Source organism: Rathayibacter sp. VKM Ac-2805, assembly GCF_009834265.1.
Lineage (GTDB): Bacteria > Actinomycetota > Actinomycetes > Actinomycetales > Microbacteriaceae > Rathayibacter.
Window position 1 is genome coordinate 2,563,385 of record NZ_CP047185.1, and the last position, 23,978, is coordinate 2,587,362.

Below are 23,978 nucleotides of genomic sequence, written 5' to 3' on the forward strand. Positions count from 1 at the left end.
GGGCCGCCCTATCCTTGACGGGTGAAGCCACAGGAGCCGGCGGGCGTCGGACGCGCGGAGCGCACGCTCGCCTACATGTTCATCGCGATCATCGTCGTGACGGTCCTCGCGTTCCTCGCGATCCTGGTCGCCCCCGCGCTCGGGATCCGCGAGTACGCCGGCCCGTTCTGGCAGTTCGTCTTCGCCGTGCCGCTGGTGGGCCTGCCCATCGCGTTCCTCATGATGATCGCGATGCTCATCGTGGGGGTCCGGCGCCGCCGCGCGCAGTCCTGATCGGACGCGCTCTCCTCCTGCCGCACCGCCTCCGATCCGGCGTTCCCCGCCGCCGAGCCTGCACCGAGCGCCCGGACAACCGACTCCCAGACTCCGTACAGCCGACGGCCAGATACTGTCCTGCATGGACGGACCCCGCATTCTCATCGTCGACGACGAGCCCAACATCAGAGACCTGCTCACCACGAGCCTCCGCTTCGCCGGCTTCGCCGTGCGTGCGGTCGGCAACGGGGCCCAGGCCATCTCGGCGGTCCTCGAGGAGGAGCCGGACCTGATCATCCTCGACGTGATGCTCCCCGATATGAACGGGTTCGGCGTGACCAAGCGCCTCCGCTCGGCCGGGTACACCTCCCCCATCCTCTTCCTCACGGCGAAGGACGACACCGAGGACAAGATCACGGGCCTCACCGTCGGCGGTGACGACTACGTCACGAAGCCGTTCAGCCTCGACGAGATCGTCGCGCGCATCAAGGCGATCCTCCGCCGCACCATGCACGCCGAGGAGGACGCGGTCATCCGGGCCGGCGAGCTGACGATGGACCAGGACACGCACGAGGTCCTCGTCGGCGACGAGCCGGTGGAGCTCAGCCCCACCGAGTTCAAGCTGCTCCGCTACCTGATGCTCAACCCGAACCGGGTGCTCAGCAAGGCGCAGATCCTCGACCACGTCTGGGAGTACGACTTCAACGGCGATGCGGGCATCGTCGAGTCCTACATCTCGTACCTGCGACGTAAGCTCGACACGCATTCGGAGGAATCGCTCATCCAGACCAAGCGAGGATTCGGATACATGCTGAAGGTCGCGAAGGCCTAGCCTCCGCCACCTCGGCGCCACCTCCCGCCGGAGGCGCGGCGCCCGCCGATCCCGAGGGAGTTCCACCGCCATGCACCAGGGTCTGGCCGAGCGGTGGAACTCCATCTCGTTGCGCACCAAGATCACCGCGGTCACGGTCCTCCTGCTCACGCTGGGACTCCTCGTCTCGGGGATCGGGACGATGACGATGCTGAAGCCGCAGCTCGTCGCCCAGCTCGACGCGCAGCTGGCCGACCAGGTCCAGCGGACGGCGAGCGATCTCTCCGTCAACGACCTCGCCGCGATCGATGAGTCCAAGGCCGACTTCGGCGCCGTCTACGACCAGTACGGCACGCTCGACAACACGAACGCGTCCGGCGCGGCCGATCCTGCCTTCCCGCAGACCTTCACCCTCGAGCAGGCGCTGCAGGGCGGCGACAAGCCGATGGAGATCTGGAGCTCCAACGGCAAGGTCGAGTACCACGTCATGTCGACGGTGTTCACGAGGGGCACCGAGTACCAGACGCTCCTGCTCGCGGTGTCGACCCGCAGCGTCGACGTCATCATGACGACGTACCTCACGATCTTCCTCGGCTTCGGAGTCGCGATCGTCGTGATCGGCGCACTCCTCACCCGCCTGCTGGTCACCACCACCTTCGCCCCGCTGCGCGAGGTCGAGCAGACCGCTGCCGCCATCGCGGACGGCGACTTCAGCCAGCGCCTGGACGGCACGACACCCAACACCGAGGTCGGACGCCTCAACCGCTCCCTGAACGCGATGCTCGGGCGGATCGACTCCGCCTTCCGCGACCGCGCCCGCACGATCGACCAGATGCGCCGCTTCGTCGGCGACGCCAGCCACGAGCTGCGCACCCCGCTGGTCTCGGTCCGCGGCTACGCCGAGCTGTACCGGATGGGCGCTCTGCAGACGCCCGAGGCCGTCGGCCAGGCGATGGAGCGCATCGAGAAGGAGGCGATCCGGATGGGCGGCCTGGTCGAGGACCTCCTCGAGCTCGCCCGCCTCGACGAGACGAAGCCTCTCGCACTCGCGCCCGTCGATCTGATGCCGCTCGCCCGCGACGCCGCGATGGACGCGATGGCCTCCTGGCCCGACCGCGACTTCGGCGTCGAGACCCGCGACGACACCCCCGTGGAGACGCCCGCGCTCGAGCCCGACGAGGCCGGCGCCTCCGCCACTCAGACCATGGAGCTGACGAACCCCGGGCTCACCGGCCCGATCGCCGCGGCAGGAGCGAGGCTCGCCCGATTCCGCCGGCGTCCGCGCCGGGTCAACGCCGAGGAGATCGCCGCCGGCACCGCCACCGCCCCCGAGGAGCCGGGCGTGCCCGCGATGGTGATGGCGGAGGAGAACAAGATCCGCCAGGTCCTGACGAACCTGATCGGCAACGCCGTCCGCTACACGCCCGAGGACACTCCGATCGAGATCGGCGTCGCCGTCGACCGCTCCCGCCGCCTCGCCCTGCTGGAGGTCATCGATCACGGCGAGGGCATCCCGCCGCAGATCCGCGAGAAGATCTTCCAGCGCTTCTGGCGTGCGGACACCTCGCGGACCCGCGAGACCGGCGGCAGCGGCCTCGGGTTGGCGATCGTCTCCTCGATCGTCGCCGCGCACAAGGGCCGCGTGGACGTCGTCGAGACGCCGGGCGGAGGCGCGACGTTCCGCGTCGCGCTGCCGCTGCTCACAGTCGGCCAGAACGGCGAGACCTCCCCCGCCTCGGTCTGATCCGCACCGCGGTCCGTCTTTCCTCGGGGCCCCTTCGGTCCGAGCTCTCCCGTCGACGTCCGCGAGAGGCACGGATCGATCCGGCCGGGGCGACCGTGACCTCGCGCACCCGGAGTGCACGGCCGCGCACGGCTCACTCTCTCCTCTTGGGGACCAACGGGCGGCGAGCCCGCCCGGACCGCTGGAGATGAGACCCGACGCTCGACGGGTGCCGCGTCGCCGGATCCTGCGGAGTCGCGTCCGCATCCGTTCGGCCGACGACATCTCCGCCCCGACCCCGGACGTCGCGACCCGCACCGGCGCACTCCACGCGCTTCTGGTGCCGGTGTCCGCCGAGGAGACCGAGGCGGCGCGGAGGGCGGTGCCACCGCAGGAGGACCGCCGTCGTGGTCGCGGAGCGGATCCAGGACCACCTGCCGGTTCGGTCGCCCGCTGCTCGCTCGGATGCCTCCGGAAACGCCGAAGGCGGCTCCCCCGGAGGGGAACCGCCTTCTGCGTGGTGGGGGGCCGGACTAGAAGTCCATGCCTCCGGTGGGGTCGCCGCCCGCGGCGACCGGGTTCTTCTCGGGCTTGTCGGCGACGACGGCCTCCGTGGTGAGGAAGAGACCGGCGATCGACGCCGCGTTCTGCAGAGCGGAGCGCGTGACCTTGACCGGGTCGATGATGCCCGCGGCGATGAGGTCGACGTACTCGCCGGTCGCGGCGTTGAGGCCGTGTCCGGTGGGCAGCTCGCGGACCTTCGCAGCGACGACGCCGGGCTCCATGCCCGCGTTGAGGGCGATCTGCTTGAGCGGAGCGTCGATGGCGACCTTGACGATGTTCGCGCCGGTCGCCTCGTCTCCGACGAGCTCGAGCTTCTCGAAGGCGAGCTTGCCGGCCTGGATGAGGGCGACGCCACCACCGGCGACGATGCCCTCCTCGACGGCGGCCTTCGCGTTGCGGACGGCGTCCTCGATGCGGTGCTTGCGCTCCTTGAGCTCGACCTCGGTCGCCGCTCCGGCCTTGATGACCGCGACGCCGCCGGCGAGCTTCGCGAGGCGCTCCTGGAGCTTCTCGCGGTCGTAGTCGCTGTCGGTGTTCTCGATCTCGCCGCGGATCTGCGCGACGCGGCCGGCGATGGCCTCGGCGTCGCCGGCACCCTCGACGATCGTGGTCTCGTCCTTGGTGATGACGACCTTGCGGGCCGAGCCGAGCAGGTCGAGGGTGACGTTCTCGAGCTTGAGGCCGACCTCCTCGGAGATGACCTGGCCACCGGTGAGGATCGCGATGTCCTGGAGCTGCGCCTTGCGACGGTCACCGAAGCCCGGGGCCTTGACGGCGACCGACTTGAAGATGCCGCGGATCTTGTTGACGACCAGGGTCGCCAGCGCCTCGCCGTCGACGTCCTCGGCGATGATCAGCAGCTGCTTGCCCGCCTGGATCACCTTGTCGACGACCGGGAGCAGGTCCTTGATGTTCGAGACCTTGGAGTTGACGATGAGGATGTAGGGGTCCTCGAACACCGCCTCCTGGCGGTCGGGGTCGGTCACGAAGTACTGCGACAGGTAGCCCTTGTCGAAGCGCATGCCCTCGGTGAGCTCGAGCTCGGTGCCGAAGGTGTTCGACTCCTCGACGGTGACGACGCCCTCCTTGCCGACCTTGTCGATCGCCTCGGCGATGATCGCGCCGATCTCGGGGTCCGCGGCGGAGATGGAGGCGGTCGCCGCGATCTCCTCCTTGGTCTCGATCGCCTTCGCGCCGGCGATGAGCTCGGCGGTGACGGCCTTGACGGCCTTCTCGATGCCCTTCTTGAGGCTGATCGGGTCGGCGCCGGCCGCGACGTTGCGCAGGCCCTCGCGGACGAGCGCCTGAGCGAGGACGGTCGCGGTGGTGGTTCCGTCGCCGGCGACGTCGTCGGTCTTCTTGGCGACCTCCTTGACGAGCTCGGCGCCGATCTTCTCGTACGGCTCGTCGAGCTCGATCTCCTTGGCGATGGAGACGCCGTCGTTCGTGATGGTGGGAGCGCCCCACTTCTTCTCGAGGACGACGTTGCGGCCGCGCGGGCCGAGGGTCACCTTGACCGCGTCGGCCAGAGTGTTGAGTCCACGCTCGAGGCCGCGGCGGGCTTCTTCGTCAAAAGCAATGATCTTGGCCATGTGTGTTTCTCGTCCCTCCCGGACGTCGTGAAATGTCTGTGCTGGCACTCGACCGGAGCGAGTGCCAAGGTCGATTCTGGCACTCGCGGTGGACGAGTGCAAGCGACCGGCACGCGCTCCGACACGAAGGAGCCGCCGCCCGCACGAGGCGGACGACGGCTCCCGGGAGGCTCGGCGGTCAGGCCGGGCGGACCGATTCGGCCTGGGGGCCCTTCGACCCCGTGCCGACCTCGAACGCGACCTGCTGCCCCTCCTCGAGGACCTTGTACCCCGACATGTCGATCGCGGAGTAGTGGACGAAGACGTCCTGTCCGCCGCCGTCGACCGTGATGAAGCCGTAGCCCTTCTCAGCGTTGAACCACTTGACGGTTCCGTTCGCCATCTCTGTACTCCCCAGTGCTGTGATGCCCGCGGCACGAGCGATGTGCTGGTGCCTGGTCAGGAATACTAATCCGGCTATCGGCCCCGGGAGGGGCTGGAAAGGGCCTCGCGGGGAAGAGTTGCCCGGGATTCAACACGGAGGAAACGTGCCCGTAACAGAGGGCCCCGATCAGCCCTGCTCGGAGGCGTAATCGGCCCCCAGGACCACGACGACGGAGCCCGTCTCGACGAAGTCCTGCGAGAGCAGGACGGTCCCCGTTCCGAGCGAGTCGACGAGACCGAGGGCCGCTCCCTCGAGCGCCGGGTCGGTGTAGTAGACGGTCGTGGCGGCGATGTCCTCGGTGTTCGCGTTCGCGACGGTCGGGATGCTCCATCCGGCCGTCGTCAGGGCGTCGCCGGCGCTGGCGGCGAGTCCGACGGTGGCGGTGCCGTTGAGGACGGCGACGGCGAGCTCGGGATCGAGCGTCGCGGCGGCGGTCGGGGTCGCCTCCGCGGTCGCGGTCGGCGGAGTGAAGACGTCCGTGAACTGCACCCGGTCGTCGATGACCAGCAGCCCGATGAAGCCGAGCAGGACGATGACTCCGGTGGCGAGCGCGGCCCAGGCGAGGGCGACCGCGCGGGCGTGAGGGGCCGGCGGCCGGCGGTGGGCGCCGACGCGCGCCTCCGTCGCCGGGACCTCGTCGAAGCGGTCTCTCGGGTGCGTGTTCGACATCGGGGGTACGGCCGGCCTTCCGTTGGTGGACTCGAGCAGCTCGTCTACTCGAGGCGCCCGAGGCGTCGCGAGGCGCGGGCGCCGGCGCGCTGGTCGCGGATGCGCTGCAGCCGCGTGACGAGCATCGGGTCGTGCGCGAGGGCGGCCGGAGAGGCGAGCACCGCGCTGAGCACCTGATAGTAGCGGGCGGCCGACAGTCCGAACTGGGAGCGGATCGCGTCGTCCTTGTCCCCGGAGCGGGCCGTCCACTCGCGCTCGAAGGCGAGCACCCGCAGCTCGCGCTCGGACAGACCGGTGCCCGGTCTCGGGTCCGTCGTCCTGCTCATCCCTCCAGGGTAGGCAGGCCCACGGCCGCCGCCGGGGAGGCGCTCCGAACACCTCGTGACCGTGTCGCGGCATGGAGGCGGGGAGTCTCCTCCACAGCCCGCGGAGGCGGAATGGAGCCGTCGCCCCGGGGGTTGGACCAGGTGGAGGGGCGCGACCGCCCCCGTACACTGACGAGGATTCCGAGGGAGACCCATGTCGTCGTATTCCGTGAACAAGTCCGACGCCGAGTGGCGCGAGGAGCTCGACCGCGACCAGTACGCGGTCCTGCGCGAAGCGGCCACCGAGCGCCCGTGGACCGGCGAGCTGCTCGACGAGCACCGCTCCGGCCTCTACACCTGTGCCGCCTGCAGCGCCGAGCTCTTCAAGAGCGGCACCAAGTTCGACTCCGGCTGCGGCTGGCCGAGCTTCTACGAGTCCGTGAACCCGGACGCGGTCCAGCTGATCGAGGACAGCACCCTCGGCATGGTCCGCACCGAGGTCCGCTGCGCGAACTGCGGATCCCACCTGGGACACGTCTTCCCCGACGGGTTCGGCACGCCCACCGGCGACCGCTACTGCATGAACTCGATCGCCCTGAACTTCCAGGCCGAGGGCGAGTGACCGTGTCCTCCTCCCCCGTCCTCGAGGCCGTCCTCGCGCGCCGTTCGCGCTCGAAGGTGACGCCGGAGGCTCCGGGGCACGACGAGATCGCGGCGTTCGTCTCGGCGGCGTCGCGCCTCGCCGATCACAGCTCGCTGCGCCCGTGGCGGGTCATCGAGATCCGCGGCGCCGCCCGCGACCGGGTCGGCCGCAGCTTCGCGGTCGCCTCGGGGGCGAAGAAGGACCCGCGGAAGTACATCGAGAAGACGCACCGCGCCTCCCTGCTGCTGGCCGTCGTGGTGAGCGTCAAGAAGTCGAAGGTGCCGGCCTGGGAGCAGGAGGCCGTCGCCTCGGGCGTCGCCCACCTCCTGAGCCTGCTGCTCGACGAGGCGGGCTGGGGTGTCTTCTGGCGCACCGGCTCCTACACGCGCGACAAGGCCGTGCGGAAGGCGCATCGCCTCGAGAAGGGCGAGGAGCTGCTCGGCTGGCTCTACGTCGGCCGTCCCGACGGGAAGATCGGCGGCCCCAAGCGTCCCGCTCCCGCAGAGCGGCACCTCAGCATCCTCGAACCGTGAGACGCGGTGGGCCCCGATCCGGGCGGATCCGGGGCCCGCGATAGGGTGGCCGGGCGCGCGAGCGCACCTGCCGACGTGGCGCAATTGGTAGCGCACCCGACTTGTAATCGGGCGGTTACGGGTTCAAGTCCCGTCGTCGGCTCAGGAGAGAAGAAGGCCCCGACCGCTGTGTGCGGTCGGGGCCTTCTGCATGAGCGGGGCTCCTGCGCGTCCGGGGCTCAGCCCGCGGCGGCCGGAGTCGGCTCGGAGGAGGCCGGAGCCTCGGTGGAGACCGGGGCATCGCCGGGAGCCGGGGTCTCGGTCGACGCGGGGGCCTCGGTTGACGCGGGCGTCTCGGTCGAGGCGGGCGTGTCGCTCGGCGCCGGAGTCTCGGAGGAGGTGGGCGCGGGAGTCGCCGACGAGTAGGAGTCGGCGGCGGCCGAGAGCACGAAGGAGCTGAAGGCGTCCGGGTCGGTCAGCGAGCCCGAGTACGCCTCGCCGTTGACCAGGACGGTCGGGGTGCCCGTGACAGCGGGCACGTCCGTGCCGGGCAGCGGACCCGATGTGGCGCGCTCGGTCGCGGCGCGGACCCAGCTCACGAAGCTCTGGTCGTCGATGCAGGTGTTCACGGCCGCCGTGTCCTCGACGCCCGCCTGCGAGGCGTAGTCCTTCAACTGGTCGTCCGAGAGTCCGTCGGTCCCCTCCGCCGGCTGGTTGGCGAACAGCAGGGAGTTGAAGTCGAAGAAGGAGTCGGGCGAGCGGTCCGCGACGCACGCGGCGGCGTTGGCCGAGCGCTCCGAGTACTTGGTTCCGTTGGAGCGGGTCGTGAGGATGGCGATCGGGTGGATCTCGACCGTCGCGGCACCGCTGGTCACCCACTCCTTGATCTGGTCGCCGTTGGTCTTCTCGAACTGGCCGCAGTAGGGGCAGAGGTAGTCGAGGTAGACCCGGATGTCGACCGTGCCGGCCGAGGTGTCGAGCGCGCTGGGGGTGGGCGTCCCGTCGGCGGCGACGGCACCGCTCGTCTGCGCGACCATGTTCTCGCCGATGACGACACCGTCGCTCGCCATGTTCGCCGGGCCCGGGCCCGCGGGGCGGATGCTCGAGGTGACGGCGAAGACCACGATCACGACGACCGCGATCACGACGGCGGCGAGCCCGCCCTGCAGGGCGAAGCGGCTCACGCGGTCGCGGCGCTTCTGCTGCTCGCGCAGGCGGCGCGCCTTCTCTCGGGCGGCCTCTCGTCGCTGGTTCTTCGAGAGACGGTCGTTGGCTCCGCCGGTGGTCATGACAAGAACGCTCCGAATGAGAGAGGGGGAAGAAGGGGGTCGCCGGGCGCGACTCGCCGGAATCCTACGCGCGAGCCCTGGGAAACCTCCAAACGACGGATACGCGGTATCCGACCGACGACTGTCGGCCCCGTGGCATACTGTGACGGTTGGTCGGAGTCGCCCACGCGATGATGACCATCACTTCCATTCACTCGGATCGTCCGGCACGTACCTGCCGGTGAAGGAGCAAGAACAATGGCGTCCGTAACTTTCGACCACGCGTCCCGCGTCTACCCCGGGGCCACTCGCGCCTCCGTCGACAAGCTCAACCTCGAGGTGGGCGACGGCGAGTTCCTCGTCCTCGTCGGCCCCTCCGGCTGCGGCAAGTCCACCTCCCTGCGCATGCTCGCCGGCCTCGAAGAGGTCAACGAGGGCCGCATCCTCATCGGCGACCGCAACGTCACGGACGTTCCGCCGAAGGACCGCGACATCGCGATGGTCTTCCAGAACTACGCGCTCTACCCGCACATGTCCGTCGCCGAGAACATGGGCTTCGCGCTCAAGATCGCCGGCGTGAACAAGGACGAGCGCGCCGCGCGGGTCCTCGAGGCCGCGAAGATGCTCGACCTCGAGCCCTACCTGAACCGCAAGCCGAAGGCGCTCTCCGGTGGCCAGCGCCAGCGCGTCGCGATGGGCCGCGCCATCGTCCGCAAGCCCCAGGTCTTCCTCATGGACGAGCCGCTGTCGAACCTCGACGCCAAGCTCCGCGTGTCCACCCGCACCCAGATCGGCACGCTGCAGCGCCGCCTGGGCATCACCACGGTCTACGTCACCCACGACCAGACCGAGGCGCTCACCATGGGCGACCGCATCGCGGTCCTCAAGGACGGCCTCCTCCAGCAGGTCGGCTCGCCCCGCGACCTGTACGAGAACCCGAACAACGTCTTCGTGGCCGGCTTCATCGGCTCGCCCGCGATGAACCTGTTCCACGCGGACGTCACCGACGGCGGCGTCAAGTTCGGCGACACCGTCCTCCCGATCGCCCGCGAGGCGCTCGCGAAGACGAGCCAGAAGGTCGTCACGCTCGGCGTGCGCCCCGAGGACGTCACCGTCTCGACCCAGCCCGGCGGACTGCCGATCGAGGTCGACCTCATCGAGGAGCTCGGCTCGGACGGCTACCTCTACGGCCACACCGAGGTCGAGGGCCGCCGCACCGACATCGTCGCGCGCGTCGACGGCCGCGTGCACCCGACCGCGGGCGACCGCGTGTACGTGACCGCGAACCACCGCGTGCACATCTTCGACGCGGAGTCGGGCGAGCGCCTCTCCTGAGCCTCCTCCTGCACCGCACGCTGCCGCCGTCCCCTCCAGGGCGGCGGCAGCGTCGTCTGCGGCTCCCCCACCGTCCGACACGCGACACGAACGGCGCACCATGTCCGGCTCCCTGAACATCACCTCGGCCACCGTCGACCCGGCCCTGCTCGACCTGCCGTGGAACCTGCGGCTCGACGACTGGCCCGACGAGTACATCGCCGCCCTGCCGAAGGGCATCTCGCGGCACACGGTCCGCTTCGCCCACCTCTCCGGACACGTCGTCGCCGTCAAGGAGACGACCGCCGAGATGTCGCGGCGCGAGTACGAGATGCTGAAGACGCTGCAGCGCCTCGACGTGCCGTGCGTGGTTCCGGGCGCGGTGATCACGAACCGCACCGACGACGAGGGCGAGGCCCTGCCCGCCGTGCTCGTCACCCGTCACCTCAAGTTCTCGCTCCCCTACCGGGCGCTCTTCTCGCAGACGCTGCGGCCGGACACGGCGACCCGCCTGGTCGACGCGCTGGCGCTCCTCCTGGTCCGCCTGCACGTGATCGGCTTCTTCTGGGGCGACGTGTCCCTTTCGAACACCCTCTTCCGGCGCGATGCCGGCGCCTTCGCCGCCTACCTGGTGGACGCGGAGACCGGGCAGCTCTACTCGGGCGGCCTCTCGAACGGCCAGCGCGAGAACGATCTGGAGATCGCCCGCGTCAACATCGCCGGCGAGCTGCTCGACCTCGAGGCCGGCGGTCGCGTCGACGACGACCTCGACCCGATCACGGTCTCTGACGGCATCGTCGCGGCGTACCGCAGCCTCTGGAAGGAGCTGACCGGTGCCGAGTCGTTCGCGACCTCGGAGCGCTGGCGGATCAACGACCGCGTGAACCGGCTGAACGAGCTCGGCTTCGACATCGAGGAGCTCGCGATCAAGACCGACGAGGCCGGGTCCACGGTGCGGATCCAGCCGAAGGTGGTCGACGCCGGCCACCACCAGCGGCGGCTGCTCCGTCTCACCGGGCTGGACGCGCAGGAGAACCAGGCGCGGCGCCTGCTCAACGACCTCGACTCGTACACGGCGACCTACGACAAGCAGGGCCTGGACGAGGAGATGGTGGCGCACGAGTGGCTGGCGCAGGTGTTCGAGCCGGTCATCCGCTCGATCCCCCGCGATCTCAAGGGCCGCCTGGAGCCGGCCGAGATGTTCCACCAGCTGCTCGAGCACCGATGGTTCATGTCGCAGCAGCAGGCGCGCGACGTCCCCCTGGCGGAGGCGGTCACCGCCTACGTGAACGACATCCTGCGTCACCGCCGCGACGAGGCGACGGTCATCGCTCCTCCCACCGAGGCGCTGACCCTCCCGAACCTCGTCCTCGACGAGTCCGGCGACGCCGAGCTCACCGACGAGGACGCCGACGTCGACTGGACGAAGAACGTCTGACCCCCCACCACCGCAAGAGGGCCCGCGCTGTCAGCACGGGCCCTCTTCGCATTCCCCCGGCTCGCTCGCCGCAGGCGGCGCACTCGGTCCGCTCGCCGCAGGCGGCGCCTCTGACATCCAGACCCGTAGCGCGGGTGCCGGCGCGGCGAGCTGCAAGGCGGAGGAGGAAGCGATACCGGCGGTATCGCGCCCGACGACAACGCCGCAGATCGCCGTGCCGGTGCCCGCGCGGTGAGCTGCAAGGCGGAGGAGGAAGCGATACCGGCGGTATCGCGCCCGACGACAACGCCGCAGATCGCCGTGCCGGCGCCCGCGCTACTCGGAGGCGGAGCGGAGTTTGGAGATCTCGTAGAGCGCGACCGACGCCGCGATCCCGGCGTTGAGGGATTCGGTGGCGGAGCTGATCGGGATGGAGACGACGGCGTCGCACTGCTCGGTGACGAGGCGGGAGAGGCCCTTGCCCTCGCTGCCGACGACGACGAGGAGCGGCCGGTCGGCGAGTTCGAGGCCGGGGAGCATCACGTCGCCGTCGCCGTCGAGTCCGATGACGAAGACGCCCGCGCGCTTGAAGTCCTTGATCATGGCGGTGAGGTTGGACGCCATCGCGACGGGGATGCGTGCGGCGGCTCCGGCGGAGGTCTTCCAGGCGGCGGAGTTGAGGCCCACGGAGCGGCGCTGCGGGACGATGACGCCCTGTCCGCCGAACGCGGCGACGGAGCGGATGATCGCTCCGAGGTTGCGCGGGTCGGTGATGCCGTCGAGGGCGACGAGGAGGGGGACCGCTCCGCGGGAGACGCTGCGCTCGAGCAGGTCGCTCGGGTGGGCGTACTCGTAGGGCGGCACCTTCAGCACGAGGCCCTGGTGCACGGAGTCGGGGCCGGCGAGGCGGTCGAGCTCCGGGCGCATGACCTCGAGCACGGGAAGGCCGCGGGCGGTGGCGATCTTGAGCGCCTCCTTGACCCGGTCGTCCATCTCGATGCGGGTCGCGAGGTAGAGGGTGGTGGCCGGGATGCTGGCGCGCAGCGCCTCGAGGACCGAGTTCCGGCCCGTCACCATCTCGAAGTCGTCGCCGCTCTTGGGCTTGCGCGACGGAGCGGGGCGCCCCTGTCCGCGGGCGGCCGCGGAGAGGGCTCCGCCGGGGCGGCCCTTGCCGCCTGCGGCGACGAAGCGCTCGCGCGCGAGCTTCGCCTTGCCTGCGGGGTGGTAGGGCCGGTCCTCGGCCTTGGGCGTGGGCTTCTTGCCCTCGAGGGCCTGACGGCCCTGACCGCCGGAACCGACGGCCTTGCCCTTGCTCTTCTTTCGGACCGCTCCGGGGCGGCCGGGCTTATTCGCCATCGAGACTCCAATGCGCACCCGTCTGGGTGTCTTCGATCGTGATTCCCGCCGCGGCGAGATCGGTTCGGATGCGGTCGGCGCTCGCCCAGTCGCGCTGCTCGCGCGCGGTCTGGCGTTCGGCGACCAGGCGGTCGACCAGCACGCTGAGCGCGCGGTACGAGGGTTCGTCGTCGGAGCGCGCCCACTCGGGCGCCTCCGGGTCGATGCCGAGCACGGCCGCCATCGCGAGCACCTGGGTGCGCAGGGCCGAGACGGAGCCGAGGTCCTCGGCGTCGAGGGCGGCGTTGCCGGCGCGCACGGTCTCGTGCAGGACGCCGATGGCCTGCGGGACGGACAGGTCGTCGTCCATCGCCTCGGCGAACTCCTCCGGAACCACCGGCTCGCCGAGCGCGGCGAACCGCGTGCCGTCGAGGCGGCGGCGGGAGCGCTCGAGGAAGCCCTCGATCCGCTCCAGCGCCGCTTCGGCCTCCTCGAGGGCCCCGTCGTGGAACTCGAGGGTGGAGCGGTAGTGGGCCGAGCCGAGGTAGTAGCGGACGACGAGCGGGCGGGCCGCCTCGAGCAGCTCGGAGGCGAACACCGAGTTGCCGAGCGACTTGCTCATCTTCTGGCCGATGACGGACACGAGGCCGTTGTGCAGCCAGTAGCTGGCGAAGGCGTGGCCGGCGGCGCTGGACTGGGCGAGCTCGTTCTCGTGGTGGGGGAAGCGCAGGTCGAGCCCGCCGCCGTGGATGTCGAACTGGGTGCCGAGGTACTTCGTCGACATCGCGGAGCACTCGATGTGCCAGCCGGGGCGCCCGGCGCCCCACGGCGAGGCCCAGGCGGCCGACTCGGGCTCCTCCGGCTTGGCGCCCTTCCAGAGAGCGAAGTCGTGCGGGTCGCGCTTGCCGCGCGGGTCGGCGTCGGTCGCCGCCTCCATGCTCTCGAGGCGCTGGTGGGTGAGCGAGCCGTAGTCCGGCCAGGACCGCGTGTCGAAGTAGACGTCGCCGGAGTCGTCGGGCGCCGGGTAGGCGTGACCGCGCTCGATCAGGGTCTGGATGAGGGTGATCATCTCGGCGATGCTCGCGGTCGCGCGCGGCTCGTAGGTCGGCGGGAGGATGCCGAGGGCCGTGTACGCGGCGGTGAACTCGAGCTCGACGCGGTAGGCGAGCGCCCACCACTGCTCGACCGGCGCACCCTCGGGCACCCGACGCCGCGCGTCCTCGGCGATGGCGAGGATCTTGTCGTCGATGTCGGTGACGTTGCGCACCAGGGTGACCTGGAAGCCGCGGTACGCCAGCCAGCGGCGCAGCTGGTCGTAGGCGAGGGCGGAGCGCAGGTGCCCGATGTGGGGCGAGGACTGAACGGTGGGTCCGCAGACGTACATCCCGACCTCGTTCTCGCGGAGGGGGACGAAATCGACGAGGGCCTGGGCCTTCGAGTCATGCAGTCGCAGAGTCACGCGGGCGAGTTTACCGGGCGGACCGCTCCCGGCCGGGTCGGCGGCTCCGCCCGGGGACTACCGGGTGACAGCGGGGGTGGGGAGGACGAGTGCCGTCGCGGTCGCGGCTACCCCTTCGCCCCGGCCGGTGAAGCCCAGCGCGTCCGAGGTGGTGGCGGCGACGCTGACCGGTGCGCCGAGCAGGTCCGAGAGCAGCCTCTGCGCCTCCTCGCGCCGCGGCGAGAACTTCGGGCGGTTGCCGATGAGCTGCACCGAGACGTTGCCGATGGCGAAGCCGGCGGCCTCCACCAGCTCGCGGGTCGCACGGAGGAAGACCTCGCCGTGGGCGTCCGCGAAGCGCGGGTCGGCCGTGCCGAAGCGGGAGCCGATGTCGCCGAGACCCGCCGCCGCCAGGAGCGCGTCGCAGATCGCGTGGGCGACCGGGTCGCCGTCGCTGTGCCCGGACAGGCCCCGCTCCCCCGGCCAGTGCAGCCCGGCGAGCCAGAGCGGCGACGCGTCGTCGAACGCGTGCACGTCCGTGCCGATGCCGACGCGCGGCACGACGACGACGGGCGGCGGTGCGAGCACCTGCTCGGCGCGGGCCAGGTCCCAGGGGGTGGTGATCTTGAAGGCGAGCGGGTCGCCGGCGACGACGATCGAGCGACCGCCGCGCGAGGCGAGGAGCGCCGCGTCGTCGGTGAAGTCCTCCTCCGCCGAGGCGTAGGCCTCGTCGAGGAGCGCGCGCGGGAAGCCCTGCGGCGTCTGCACCGCGGCGAGCTCGGAGCGGTCGACCGTGCCGAGGATCCCGCCGTCGGCGCGGATGCGCTTGATCGTGTCGGTGACCGGCAGACCCGGGATCACTCCACCGCGCGTCTCCCGGACCGCCGCTATCACCCGCTCGAACTGGTCGACGGGCGTGAGGGCGCGGGCGGCGTCGTGCACGAGCACCGTCTCGACGGCCGGGCCGAGCGCCCGGAGCCCCCGAGCGACCGACTCCTGGCGGCTGGCGCCTCCGGCGACGACGCTGACGGAGCCGTCCGGGGCTCCGGCGGCGTGCGCGAGAGCGGCCGTCTCCTCGAGGAGGGCGGCGGGAGCCACGACGACGATCTGGACCGGCTCCGCGAGCAGCAGCACCGTGCGCAGGCTGCGCTCCAGGATCGTCCTCCCCGCGCAGTCGACGTAGGCCTTGGGGCGCTCGCGGCCGAGCCTCGTGCCGCTGCCGGCGGCGACGACGACGACGGCCGCGGTCGGCGCGCCGGCCGGACCGTTCAGGATGCGAGGACCTCGTCGAGGAGCACGGAGGCGGCGTCCTCGTCGGTCTTCTCGGCCAGGGCGAGCTCGGAGACGAGGATCTGGCGGGCCTTGGCGAGCATGCTCTTCTCCCCCGCCGAGAGGCCGCGGTCGCGGTCGCGGCGGGTGAGGTCGCGGACGACCTCGGAGACCTTGACGACGTCTCCGGACCCGAGCTTCTCGAGGTTTGCCTTGTAGCGGCGCGACCAGTTGGTCGGCTCCTCGACGACCTCGGCGCGCAGGACCTCGAACACGCGCTCGACGCCATCGCGGCCGATGACGTCGCGGACGCCGACCAGGTCGACGTTGTCGGCGGGCACCTCGATGACGAGGTCGCCCTGCGCGACGCGGAGCTTCAGGTACGTCTTCTCCTGGCCCTTGATCGTCCGGGTCTTCACCTCGGCGATCGTGGCGGCTCCGTGATGGGGGTAGACGACCGTCTCTCCGACCTCGAACTGCATGCGACGTCCTTTCAGCGGCGGACAGATTACCATGCGCGCCGAGCGGGACGGGAGTCCGGACGGGCGGAGCCGCGGTGCTCGCTACGCTAGCCTGGTGTCGGCTCGTGCACAGTGAAGTCGCCCTGTCCGGGGCGAGCGGGGCCGACGATCTGGAGGTTCCTGTGAAGGCGCGTATCGCTGCATCCGTCGTTCTCGCGGTCGGCGTCGCCCTCGCTACCGCCGGCTGCAACCTCGTCGCCCCGCAGGCGACGCGCAAGATCTACGACCCGAGCGACGGAGTCGGCGCGACGATCGGCGATCTCGCCATCCGCAACGCGATGATCGTCTCGGACGACGGCGAGGCCGGCACCCTGATCGTGACGCTCGTGAACTCCACCGATGAGGCGCTGAGCGTCGAGGTGCAGTACGAGGGCTCCGCGGGCCGCACCAGCGACACCGTCGACGCCGTCCCCGGCCGTACCGAGGTCCGCCCCGACAGCACCGAGGCCGTCCAGATGGACGACATCGACACGATCCCCGGCGGCCTGCTCCCCGTCTACTTCCAGTACGGCTCCGAGCAGGGCAAGGAGCTCCTCGTCCCCGTCCTGACGAACGCCCTCGAGGCCTACTCGACGCTGACCCCCGCGCCCTCCGCGACGCCGACCGTCACCCCGACGGCCGACCCCGCCCGGACCGCGCTCCCCACTCCGACCGCCGAGCCCGGCGTCGACGCTCCCACCGCGGAGTAGCCCCCTCCGCCCTCGAGGGCCGTCCACCCCGGTGGGCGGCCCTTCGTCGTCCCCGCAGTTCACGATCCGCCGACTCCGTCGGCCACTCGACCACCATTCGCGCGACGTCCGGCTGCGCGCGTCTCGATACGCCCACTCCGCCGACCACTCGACCACCACGCCCTGAGCGACGCCCCCGCCCGGCTCGTCGCGCAGCGACGCCCCCACCCTCAACGGCTCGTCGCGCAGCGACGGCCCCACCCCCTCGGCTCGTCCCACAGCGACGGCCCCACCCCCTCGGCTCGTCCGACAGCGACGGCCCTACCCCATCCGGCTCGTCGCGCAGCGACGGCCCCGCACCTCACCCCTCCAGCACAGGGTTGATCGCGGGTCCTGGCGGGGTGAGCTGCAAGGCGGAGGAGGGCGCGATACCAGCGGTATCGCAACCGACGACAACGCCGCAGATCGCCCCGCCAGGACCCGCGATCAAGCGTCGAAGCGGTAGCCGAGGCCGCGGACAGTAACCAGGAGCACTGGCTCCTTCGGCGTCTTCTCGATCTTGGAGCGGATGCGCTTGACGTGGACGTCGAGGGTCTTCGTGTCGCCGAAGTAGTCGCTCCCCCAGACGCGGTCGATGAGCTGGCCGCGGGTGAGGACACGGCCCGCGTTGCGGAGGAGCATCTCGAGGAGCTCGAACTCCTTGAGGGGCATCGGGGTCTCGACGCCGTCGACTTCGACCGTGTGGCGTTCGATGTCCATGCGGACGGGGCCGGCGACGACGATCCGCTCCTCGCCGGGCTCCTCGGTGCGGCGTCGGAGGACGGCGCGGATGCGGGCGAGCAGTTCGCGGGTGGAGTAGGGCTTGGTGACGTAGTCGTCCGCGCCGAGCTCCAGGCCGACGACGATGTCCACTTCGGAGTCCTTGGCGGTGACCATGATGATCGGGACGGAGGAGCGGGTGCGGATCTCGCGGCAGACCTCGGTGCCGGGCATGCCGGGCAGCATGAGGTCGAGGAGGATCAGGTCGTAGTCGCCCTCGTCGAAGGCGGCGACGGCGCGGTTGCCGTCCTCGGCGACGGTGACGTCGTAGCCCTCGCGTTCGAGCAGGTAGCTGAGGGGCTCGCTGAGGGCGCTCTCGTCCTCGACGAGCAGGATGCTGGTCACGCGTGTTCTCCTATCGGGGCGGTCGCCGCGAAGGGCGTCCGGGCGGGGTCGGCTTCGGGGAGCCGGATGGTGAAGGTGGAGCCGCGGCCGGGCTTTGACCAGACGCGGACGTCGCCGCCGTGGTTCTGCACGGCGTGCTTGACGATGCTGAGGCCGAGGCCGGTGCCGCCGGTGTGGCGGGAGCGGGCCTGGTCGACGCGGTAGAAGCGCTCGAACACCCGGTCGAGGTCCTCCTCCGGGATGCCGATGCCCTGGTCGGTGACGGCGATCTCGACGACTCCGCCGGTGGAGCGGACGCCGATGCCCACGCGGGAGCCTGCGGGCGAGTACTGGATGGCGTTGGCGAGGAGGTTGTGCAGCGCCGAGACGAGCATCTTCTCCTGCCCCACGACGTAGGCCTTCTTCATCCCGCCCTTCACCAGGGTGACGTCGTGCGACTCCGCCATGACGTGGGTGGTCTCGAGCGCCGCCGTCACGACGTCGTCGACGCGGATGATCTCGGCGGAGCCGGCGACGTCGGCGGCCTGGAGGCGGGAGAGCTCGATGATCTCGCGCGTGATCTTCGCGAGGCGGTGCGACTCCTGGGTCAGCCGGTGCGCGAACCGGCGCACCTGCTGGGGGTCGTCGGCGGCGGAGTCGAGGGCCTCGGCGAGCAGGCCGACGGCGCCGATCGGGGTCTTCAGCTCGTGGGAGATGTTGGCGACGAAGTCCCGGCGGACGGCCTCGAGCCGGCGCGCCTCGGTGTGGTCCTCGGCGATGACGAGGACGTAGCGGGAGCCGAGGCGGGTCGCGTGGACGACGAGCGTCACGGCGGCGTCGGAGAGCGGGCTGGTCGCGAGCTCGAGGTCCTGGACGATGTCGTCGCCGAAGCGGCGGACGCGGTCGACGATGGCGGCGAGGTCGGGGTGGAGCAGCGTGTCCTGCGAGACCAGGCCGAGCGCGACGGCGCGGGTGGACGCCTTCAGCACGTTGTGCGACGGGTCGGTCACGAAGGCGGGCGAGCCGACGGCGTCGATGATCGCCTCGATCCCCTCGGGGAGCCCGACCGAGATCACGTCCTGCGCGATGCGGCCCTGGCGGGCGGCGAGCGTGAGCACGGTCGTCAGTAGGATCCCGATCGCGACACCGAGAACGAGCGACAGAACCACGATCAAGCCCGAATCCACGGACCCAGGCTAACCATCCACCGGGCGTCCCCCTACCGGACGCCCGTCGATCCTCCGGGGGTCGAGTACTGTTCAAACGCCCGGCACCGTCCGTTAACCTGCCGTGGTCATCATGACTGCGCCTGCGCCCACGGAGTGCAGTCGCAGCGGCGTGCGAGGTGCTCGCCGCAGATCCGGCGCCGTCGTCCGCGTGCGCCGTAGAGAGGGTCGAACACAGATGCGCGAAGTTTTCCAGCAGGAGCTGGCCGAGGTCCAGGAACGACTCGTCGAGATCTCCGGACTCGTCGAGATCGCCATCGAGAAGGCGACCCAGGCGTTCAACCACTCCGACGTCACCCTCGCGGAGGAGGTCATCGCGAGCGACGCGCGCATCGACGAGCTGGCCATCAGCCTCGACGAGCTCGCGATCGACATCCTCGCCCGGCAGAACCCGGTCGCCCGCGACCTGCGGATCGTCGTCTCGGCGCTGCGCATCAGCGCGTCGCTCGAGCGGATGGGCGACATCGCCGAGCACATCGCCCAGCTCTCGCGCTACCGCTTCCCCGACAAGGTGGTCCCCAAGAGCCTGCGTCCGACGTTCGTCGAGATGGGCCGCCTCGACGTGGTCGTCGCTCACAAGCTGACCGATCTGCTCCGCTCGCAGGACCCGCGCATCGCCGAGGAGATCCGCGACGAGGACGACAAGATCGACGAGCTGCACGTCAGCGTCTTCGACAAGGTGCTCAGCGAGGCGTGGAAGGGCCAGGCCGCCGACACCGTCGACGCGACCCTCGCCAGCCGCTACCACGAGCGCTTCGCCGACCACGCCGTGTCGATCGCCAAGAAGGTCCAGTACCTGATCTCGGGCGACTACTCCTAGTCGACACCTCGGGCTCCGGCCCGTCTCACCGTCCGGCCCGCAGGAACGATCGCCTCCTGCGGGCCGGACGTGTCCGTGCGCTCCGCCTCCGGGGCTACGGGAACGGCCCGCCGGAGTCGAGGACTCGGGCGGGCCGTTCACTCGTGCGGGGCGGTGCTACTTCTTGGCGCCCTGGGCGGCGACGGCGGCGGCACCGGCGGCCGCGGCCTCGGGGTCGAGGTAGCGCGCCTCCCCGATCGGCTCGAAGTCCTCGTTCAGCTCGTAGACGAGCGGGATCCCGGTCGGGATGTTGAGCTCCGCGATGTCCGAGTCCGAGATGCCGTCGAGCGTCTTCACCAGCGCGCGGAGGGAGTTGCCGTGCGCGGTGATCATGACGGTCTTGCCCGAGGCGAGGTCCGGCTTGATGTCGGACTCCCAGTACGGGAGCATCCGCTCGATCACGAGCTTCAGCGACTCGGTGCGGGGCAGGGCGTCGCCGAGGTCGGCGTAGCGCTCGTCGTGCGCCTGCGAGTACTGGTCGTCGTCGTCGAGCGGGGGCGGCGGCACGTCGAAGGAGCGGCGCCAGGTCTGGAACTGCTCGGGGCCGTACTCGGCGAGGGTCTGCGCCTTGTCCTTGCCCTGCAGGGCGCCGTAGTGGCGCTCGTTGAGGCGCCAGGAGCGCTTGACGTCGATCCACAGGCGGTCGGCGACCTCGAGGGCGATGTTGGCGGTCTGGATCGCACGGGTCTGGCGCGACGTGTAGACGATGTCGGGGTGCAGGCCCGCCTCGGTCAGCAGCTCGCCGGCGCGGGTGGCCTCCGCGACTCCCTGCTCGGTCAGGCGCACGTCGACCCAGCCGGTGAAGAGGTTCTTCTGGTTCCACTCGCTGTTGCCGTGGCGCACGAGGATGAGGGTGTAGGTCTCGGACATGCGTCCAGCTTAGAGGCGGCCCCCTCGCCCGCGGATACGCTGGAGAGCATGCCCATCGGAGCCGTCACCCGCGGAACCACGGGCACGAACCGCCTCCGCCGGGTCGACCGCCGGCTCGCCGAGCTGCCCGTCCTGCGCAGCACCGCCTCCCCGCTCGTCGTCGATCTCGGCTTCGGGGCGAGCGCGGTCACCACGCTCGAGCTGCACCGCCGGCTCGTCCGGGCCGCGCCCGACGTCGAGGTGCTCGGCCTCGAGATCGAGCCCGCCCGGGTCGACACCGCTCGACGCCAGCTCGCCCGGGTGAGGGAGGGCGGCACGCCGTTCCCCGCGGACGCGCGCGTGCGCTTCGAGCGCGGCGGCTTCGAGGTGCCCCTGCCCGCGGGGCGGCGGGCGGGCGTCATCCGCGCCTTCAACGTGCTCCGCCAGTACGACGAGGACGCGGTTCAGGGAGCCTGGGCGACGATGACGGACCGTCTGCAGCCCGACGGCGTCCTGGTCGAGGGCACCTGCGACGAGATCGGCCGCATCTGCACCTGGATCGAGGTCGGCCGGGAGGGTCCGCGCTCGCTGACCCTCTCGCTCCGGCTCGCGGCGATCCCCTCGCCGATGACGGCGGCCGAGCGCCTGCCGAAGGCCCTCATCCACCGCAACGTGCCCGGCGAGGGCGTGCACGCCTTCCTCTCCTCCCTCGAGCGGGCGTGGACGCTGAACGCCCCTCTCGCCGTCTACGGTCCGGGTCAGCGCTGGATCGCGGCGGTCCGGGACCTCCGGCCGGAGTGGCCGGTCCTCGGCGGGCCGCGGCGCTGGCGCCTGGGCGAGGTGACGGTCGCGTGGGAGGCGGTCGCCCCCTCCTCCTGAGCGCCGGACCTGAGCACCCGACCTCCTGAGCCCTAGGCGAGCGGGGGCAGGGCGGCCCGAGCCTCGGCGGGAGCGGCGCCGGTCGCCGTGAGCAGGTCGACGACGAGCGGGCGGAGCAGGACGAGCACCGTCTTCTCGGCGAGGCGCGCCTCCGGGATCAGCCGCTGGGGGTCGAGCGTGGTCGCGAGCAGCACGAGGTCCTGACGCGCCAGGGCGAGCACCGAAGGATCGGCGACCGCGCGGCCGAGCAGCGCGATGCCCGGGCCGAGGGCGGCGACCGCTCCGGCGAGCGCCGGCCGCGGGGCGCCGTCCCCGACGAGGAAGTCGGTGCGGCGCGCGACGATGCGCAGGTTCCGGGTCGCGAGATCCAGCGCGGACAGCATCACGGCCTGGCGGGAGAGCTCGCCGCGGTGCCGGCGGACGAACGGCGAGATCCGGGCGACGCCGGTAGCGGAGTCGAGCGCCGCGGTCCAGCCGTCGATGACCGGCTGCGTCCCGCGGATCCGCTCGAGGGCCGCGGTGGACGCCGAGGAGTCGCCCCGGCGGAGCGCCTCGGCCAGCTCCTCCACGGTCCGGCTGAGCGCGGTGAGGAGCCGGTGCGCCTCGGCCCGCGCTGTGCGCAGCGGCGGGCGGGGCACGATCGCCGTGCAGAGCAGCGCCGCGAGCCCGCCGATCAGGCCGTCGACGCTCCGGGTGAAGACGCCTCCGTCCGGTGCGGGGAGGACCATCACCAGCATCGCCTGGGTCCCGGCGGCCACGGCGAACCCCGGCGAGGGCGAGAGGGCCCGGCCGAGCGTGAAGACGATCGCGAGGACGACGGCGAGCTGCCAGACGCCGCTCCCCCACAGCAGGAGCAGGACCTCGCTGGCCGTGATGCCGATGAGCATCCCCGTCGCTGTCTCGGCCACCTGCTTGGGGCGGGTGTCGCGCGCGATGCCGAGGCTCGAGATCGTGGCCGTCAGCGCCAGCACCGGCGCGGGGTGCCCGAGGAGGAAGTGCGCGACGGAGTAGGCGAGGGTCGCCGCGAGCACGATCTGCAGCACTGCGGGGAGCGACGCCCCCGCGCGGGCGAGGGCGCGCGCGGGACTCAGCTCGGGGGTCCGGACGAGACCGCGCAGCCGCTCGGCCGCCCGGCCCCGCTCGGCGGGACGTGCGGCCACCACGGCGTGGCCTACCTGGTCGTCGCCCCGAGGCGGGGCAGGCGGGGCACTCCCGCCTCCGCTCCGGCTCCGGGCGGGACCACGACCTCCTGGGCCGCGGCCACGCGCGAGTCGCCGGCCAGCACGGTCAGCTCGAGGTCCACCGGGACGCTCCGCTTGACGACCGCGAGGGCGACCGGTCCGTCCTCGTAGTGCCAGGCGCTGGAGGTGACCGTGCCGACCTCGACCGGCTCGCCGCCCTTGAGCGCCGTGACGACGTCGCCGTGGGTGGGGAGGACCGAGTCGGAGCCGTCGAGCTGCAGCAGGACCAGGCGCCGCGGCGGGTGGCCGAGATTGTGCACCTTCGCCACCGTCTCCTGGCCCCGGTAGCAGCCCTTGGCGAGGTGCACGCTCGAGCGGAGGAGGTCGAGCTCGTGCGGGATGGACCGCTCGTCGACCTCGGTCGCGTGGCGCGGGCGCCAGGCGGCGATGCGCAGCGCCTCGAGGGCGTCGACCCCGGCGAGGGCCACGCCCCTCCCGACGGCCGTCTCCGCGAGGGCCTCGAGGGCCGCTCGCGGGACCAGGACCTCGCGCAGCTCCCAGGAGGCCCCGGGGTGCTCTGTGGTCAGCGCGTACTGCCAGCCGCCCGGCTGGACCTGCGACCACGGGTCGCTCCAGACGACGGGCTCCTCGGCCAGGGACAGGGCGAGCGTCAGGGCCGACCCGTCGCCGAGTGCGGCGAGGGTCGCGAAGTCGTCGGTGCGGTCGGCGACCTCGACGCGGAGCATGAAGCGCATCCGGTCGAACCAGGCGGCCAGGCCGGCCGTCTCGTCGCGGTCGAGCAGGAGCCAGGCGGTCTCGCCGTCGTCGACGAGGCGGATGACGTGCTCGATCCGGCCGGTCGGGTCGAGCAGGAGCGTCTCGGCGGACGCGCCGGGAGCGAGGCGCGAGACGGCCTGGCTGGTGAGCGAGTCGATCCAGGTGAGGCGGTCCGGCCCCGTGACGGTCACGACGCCGCGGCCGGAGAGGTCGACGAGCGCGGTGCCCGCGGCGAGAGCGCGCTGCTCGCGGAAGGGCTCGCCGTAGTGGGCGGCGACGCCGGGCTCGGCGGCGCTCGTCGTCGCGACGGCGCCCGGGGCGGCCAGGAGCGGGGAG

24 protein-coding genes and 1 tRNA gene are annotated in these 23,978 nt (G+C 71.5%); 11 read left to right on the forward strand and 14 right to left on the reverse strand.

Annotated features, from left to right (window positions below; all coding sequences use genetic code 11):
- The first annotated feature begins 21 nt into the window (after positions 1–21).
- The 3 genes from GSU40_RS11920 (at position 22) to GSU40_RS11930 (ending at position 2,810) form a co-directional block, all read left to right on the forward strand.
- Positions 22–273 (forward strand): hypothetical protein, encoded by a 252-nt coding sequence (locus tag GSU40_RS11920; protein ID WP_244229474.1) that lies wholly within the window; start codon positions 22–24, stop codon positions 271–273.
- A 124-nt stretch (positions 274–397) separates the two neighbouring features.
- Positions 398–1,087, forward strand: a complete 690-nt coding sequence (locus GSU40_RS11925; RefSeq protein ID WP_055787731.1) for a response regulator transcription factor — start codon at positions 398–400, stop codon at positions 1,085–1,087.
- Positions 1,088–1,157: 70 nt separating this feature from the next.
- Positions 1,158–2,810 carry a HAMP domain-containing sensor histidine kinase gene (locus GSU40_RS11930; protein ID WP_104224601.1) on the forward strand — a complete coding sequence of 551 codons (1,653 nt, stop codon included), beginning with the start codon at positions 1,158–1,160 and terminating at the stop codon, positions 2,808–2,810.
- Between the two features lie 512 nt (positions 2,811–3,322).
- On the opposite strand, the gene groL is transcribed toward GSU40_RS11930, so the two are convergent.
- The 4 genes from groL to GSU40_RS11950 form a co-directional block, all read right to left on the reverse strand.
- Entirely contained in the window at positions 3,323–4,945 is a 1,623-nt protein-coding gene (gene groL / locus GSU40_RS11935; protein ID WP_104224600.1) for a chaperonin GroEL, read from the reverse strand.
- A gap of 178 nt (positions 4,946–5,123) precedes the next feature.
- Complete coding sequence (locus GSU40_RS11940; protein WP_104224599.1) at positions 5,124–5,327, reverse strand: cold-shock protein; 204 nt, start codon at positions 5,325–5,327, stop codon at positions 5,124–5,126.
- 168 nt (positions 5,328–5,495) lie between these two features.
- Complete coding sequence (locus GSU40_RS11945) at positions 5,496–6,038, reverse strand: LytR C-terminal domain-containing protein (RefSeq protein WP_160035123.1); 543 nt, start codon at positions 6,036–6,038, stop codon at positions 5,496–5,498.
- 44 nt (positions 6,039–6,082) lie between these two features.
- Positions 6,083–6,364 carry a DUF3263 domain-containing protein gene (locus tag GSU40_RS11950; protein ID WP_104224597.1) on the reverse strand — a complete coding sequence of 94 codons (282 nt, stop codon included), beginning with the start codon at positions 6,362–6,364 and terminating at the stop codon, positions 6,083–6,085.
- A 193-nt stretch (positions 6,365–6,557) separates the two neighbouring features.
- Here GSU40_RS11950 and msrB point away from each other — a divergent pair, with 193 nt between their 5' ends.
- From msrB to GSU40_RS11965, 3 genes are all read left to right on the forward strand, one after another.
- On the forward strand, positions 6,558–6,965 hold the full coding sequence (msrB, locus tag GSU40_RS11955) for a peptide-methionine (R)-S-oxide reductase MsrB (RefSeq protein WP_104224596.1): 408 nt from the start codon (positions 6,558–6,560) through the stop codon (positions 6,963–6,965).
- Positions 6,962–7,519: a nitroreductase family protein gene (locus GSU40_RS11960; RefSeq protein WP_104226480.1), complete on the forward strand. Its 558-nt coding sequence runs from the start codon at positions 6,962–6,964 to the stop codon at positions 7,517–7,519. The genes msrB and GSU40_RS11960 overlap by 4 nt, the downstream gene beginning before the upstream one ends.
- 69 nt (positions 7,520–7,588) lie before the next feature.
- Positions 7,589–7,661 (forward strand) — tRNA-Thr (locus tag GSU40_RS11965).
- Between the two features lie 76 nt (positions 7,662–7,737).
- Here the strand turns inward: GSU40_RS11965 and GSU40_RS11970 are convergent.
- Positions 7,738–8,787 (reverse strand): thioredoxin domain-containing protein, encoded by a 1,050-nt coding sequence (locus GSU40_RS11970; RefSeq protein ID WP_159939113.1) that lies wholly within the window; start codon positions 8,785–8,787, stop codon positions 7,738–7,740.
- A gap of 237 nt (positions 8,788–9,024) precedes the next feature.
- Between GSU40_RS11970 and ugpC the strand changes: the two genes are divergently transcribed.
- Positions 9,025–10,101: a sn-glycerol-3-phosphate ABC transporter ATP-binding protein UgpC gene (ugpC, locus tag GSU40_RS11975; protein ID WP_104224593.1), complete on the forward strand. Its 1,077-nt coding sequence runs from the start codon at positions 9,025–9,027 to the stop codon at positions 10,099–10,101.
- 100 nt (positions 10,102–10,201) lie between these two features.
- Positions 10,202–11,518, forward strand: coding sequence for a DUF4032 domain-containing protein (locus GSU40_RS11980; protein WP_104226481.1), 1,317 nt, complete (start codon positions 10,202–10,204; stop codon positions 11,516–11,518).
- A 315-nt stretch (positions 11,519–11,833) separates the two neighbouring features.
- On the opposite strand, the gene rlmB is transcribed toward GSU40_RS11980, so the two are convergent.
- The 4 genes from rlmB to GSU40_RS12000 are packed head-to-tail and all read right to left on the reverse strand — an operon-like array spanning position 11,834 to position 16,021.
- Positions 11,834–12,853, reverse strand: a complete 1,020-nt coding sequence (gene rlmB, locus GSU40_RS11985; protein ID WP_104224591.1) for a 23S rRNA (guanosine(2251)-2'-O)-methyltransferase RlmB — start codon at positions 12,851–12,853, stop codon at positions 11,834–11,836.
- Positions 12,843–14,291: a cysteine--tRNA ligase gene (gene cysS, locus GSU40_RS11990; RefSeq protein WP_104258202.1), complete on the reverse strand. Its 1,449-nt coding sequence runs from the start codon at positions 14,289–14,291 to the stop codon at positions 12,843–12,845. The genes rlmB and cysS overlap by 11 nt, the downstream gene beginning before the upstream one ends.
- Before the next feature lie 57 nt (positions 14,292–14,348).
- Entirely contained in the window at positions 14,349–15,545 is a 1,197-nt protein-coding gene (gene ispD, locus GSU40_RS11995) for a 2-C-methyl-D-erythritol 4-phosphate cytidylyltransferase (protein ID WP_160036225.1), read from the reverse strand.
- Positions 15,539–16,021 carry a CarD family transcriptional regulator gene (locus GSU40_RS12000; RefSeq protein WP_104226484.1) on the reverse strand — a complete coding sequence of 161 codons (483 nt, stop codon included), beginning with the start codon at positions 16,019–16,021 and terminating at the stop codon, positions 15,539–15,541. Before GSU40_RS12000 ends, ispD begins: the two co-directional genes overlap by 7 nt.
- A 161-nt stretch (positions 16,022–16,182) precedes the next feature.
- On the opposite strand from GSU40_RS12000, the gene GSU40_RS12005 reads away from it, so the two are divergent.
- A complete protein-coding gene (locus tag GSU40_RS12005; RefSeq protein WP_104224588.1) occupies positions 16,183–16,749 on the forward strand; it encodes a hypothetical protein in 567 nt (188 codons plus the stop codon).
- A 465-nt stretch (positions 16,750–17,214) separates the two neighbouring features.
- Here the strand turns inward: GSU40_RS12005 and GSU40_RS12010 are convergent, their stop codons facing one another.
- Both GSU40_RS12010 and GSU40_RS12015 read right to left on the reverse strand, forming a co-directional pair.
- The gene (locus GSU40_RS12010) at positions 17,215–17,892 is read right to left on the reverse strand and encodes a response regulator transcription factor (RefSeq protein ID WP_104227263.1); all 678 of its coding nucleotides are present in this window, start codon (positions 17,890–17,892) and stop codon (positions 17,215–17,217) included.
- Positions 17,889–19,058 carry an ATP-binding protein gene (locus tag GSU40_RS12015; protein ID WP_104224692.1) on the reverse strand — a complete coding sequence of 390 codons (1,170 nt, stop codon included), beginning with the start codon at positions 19,056–19,058 and terminating at the stop codon, positions 17,889–17,891. Before GSU40_RS12015 ends, GSU40_RS12010 begins: the two co-directional genes overlap by 4 nt.
- 217 nt (positions 19,059–19,275) lie before the next feature.
- On the opposite strand from GSU40_RS12015, the gene phoU reads away from it, so the two are divergent.
- Positions 19,276–19,917, forward strand: a complete 642-nt coding sequence (phoU, locus tag GSU40_RS12020; RefSeq protein WP_104224693.1) for a phosphate signaling complex protein PhoU — start codon at positions 19,276–19,278, stop codon at positions 19,915–19,917.
- A gap of 156 nt (positions 19,918–20,073) precedes the next feature.
- Here the strand turns inward: phoU and GSU40_RS12025 are convergent, their stop codons facing one another.
- The gene (locus tag GSU40_RS12025; RefSeq protein ID WP_104224694.1) at positions 20,074–20,826 is read right to left on the reverse strand and encodes a phosphoglyceromutase; all 753 of its coding nucleotides are present in this window, start codon (positions 20,824–20,826) and stop codon (positions 20,074–20,076) included.
- A gap of 48 nt (positions 20,827–20,874) precedes the next feature.
- On the opposite strand from GSU40_RS12025, the gene GSU40_RS12030 reads away from it, so the two are divergent.
- On the forward strand, positions 20,875–21,684 hold the full coding sequence (locus GSU40_RS12030) for a class I SAM-dependent methyltransferase (RefSeq protein WP_160035125.1): 810 nt from the start codon (positions 20,875–20,877) through the stop codon (positions 21,682–21,684).
- Positions 21,685–21,716: 32 nt separating this feature from the next.
- Here the strand turns inward: GSU40_RS12030 and GSU40_RS12035 are convergent, their stop codons facing one another.
- Together GSU40_RS12035 and GSU40_RS12040 are read right to left on the reverse strand one after the other, a co-directional pair.
- Positions 21,717–22,847: an FUSC family protein gene (locus GSU40_RS12035; protein WP_104227265.1), complete on the reverse strand. Its 1,131-nt coding sequence runs from the start codon at positions 22,845–22,847 to the stop codon at positions 21,717–21,719.
- 8 nt (positions 22,848–22,855) lie between these two features.
- On the reverse strand, positions 22,856–23,968 hold the full coding sequence (locus GSU40_RS12040) for a folate-binding protein (RefSeq protein WP_244229675.1): 1,113 nt from the start codon (positions 23,966–23,968) through the stop codon (positions 22,856–22,858).
- Between the last annotated feature and the right edge of the window lie 10 nt (positions 23,969–23,978).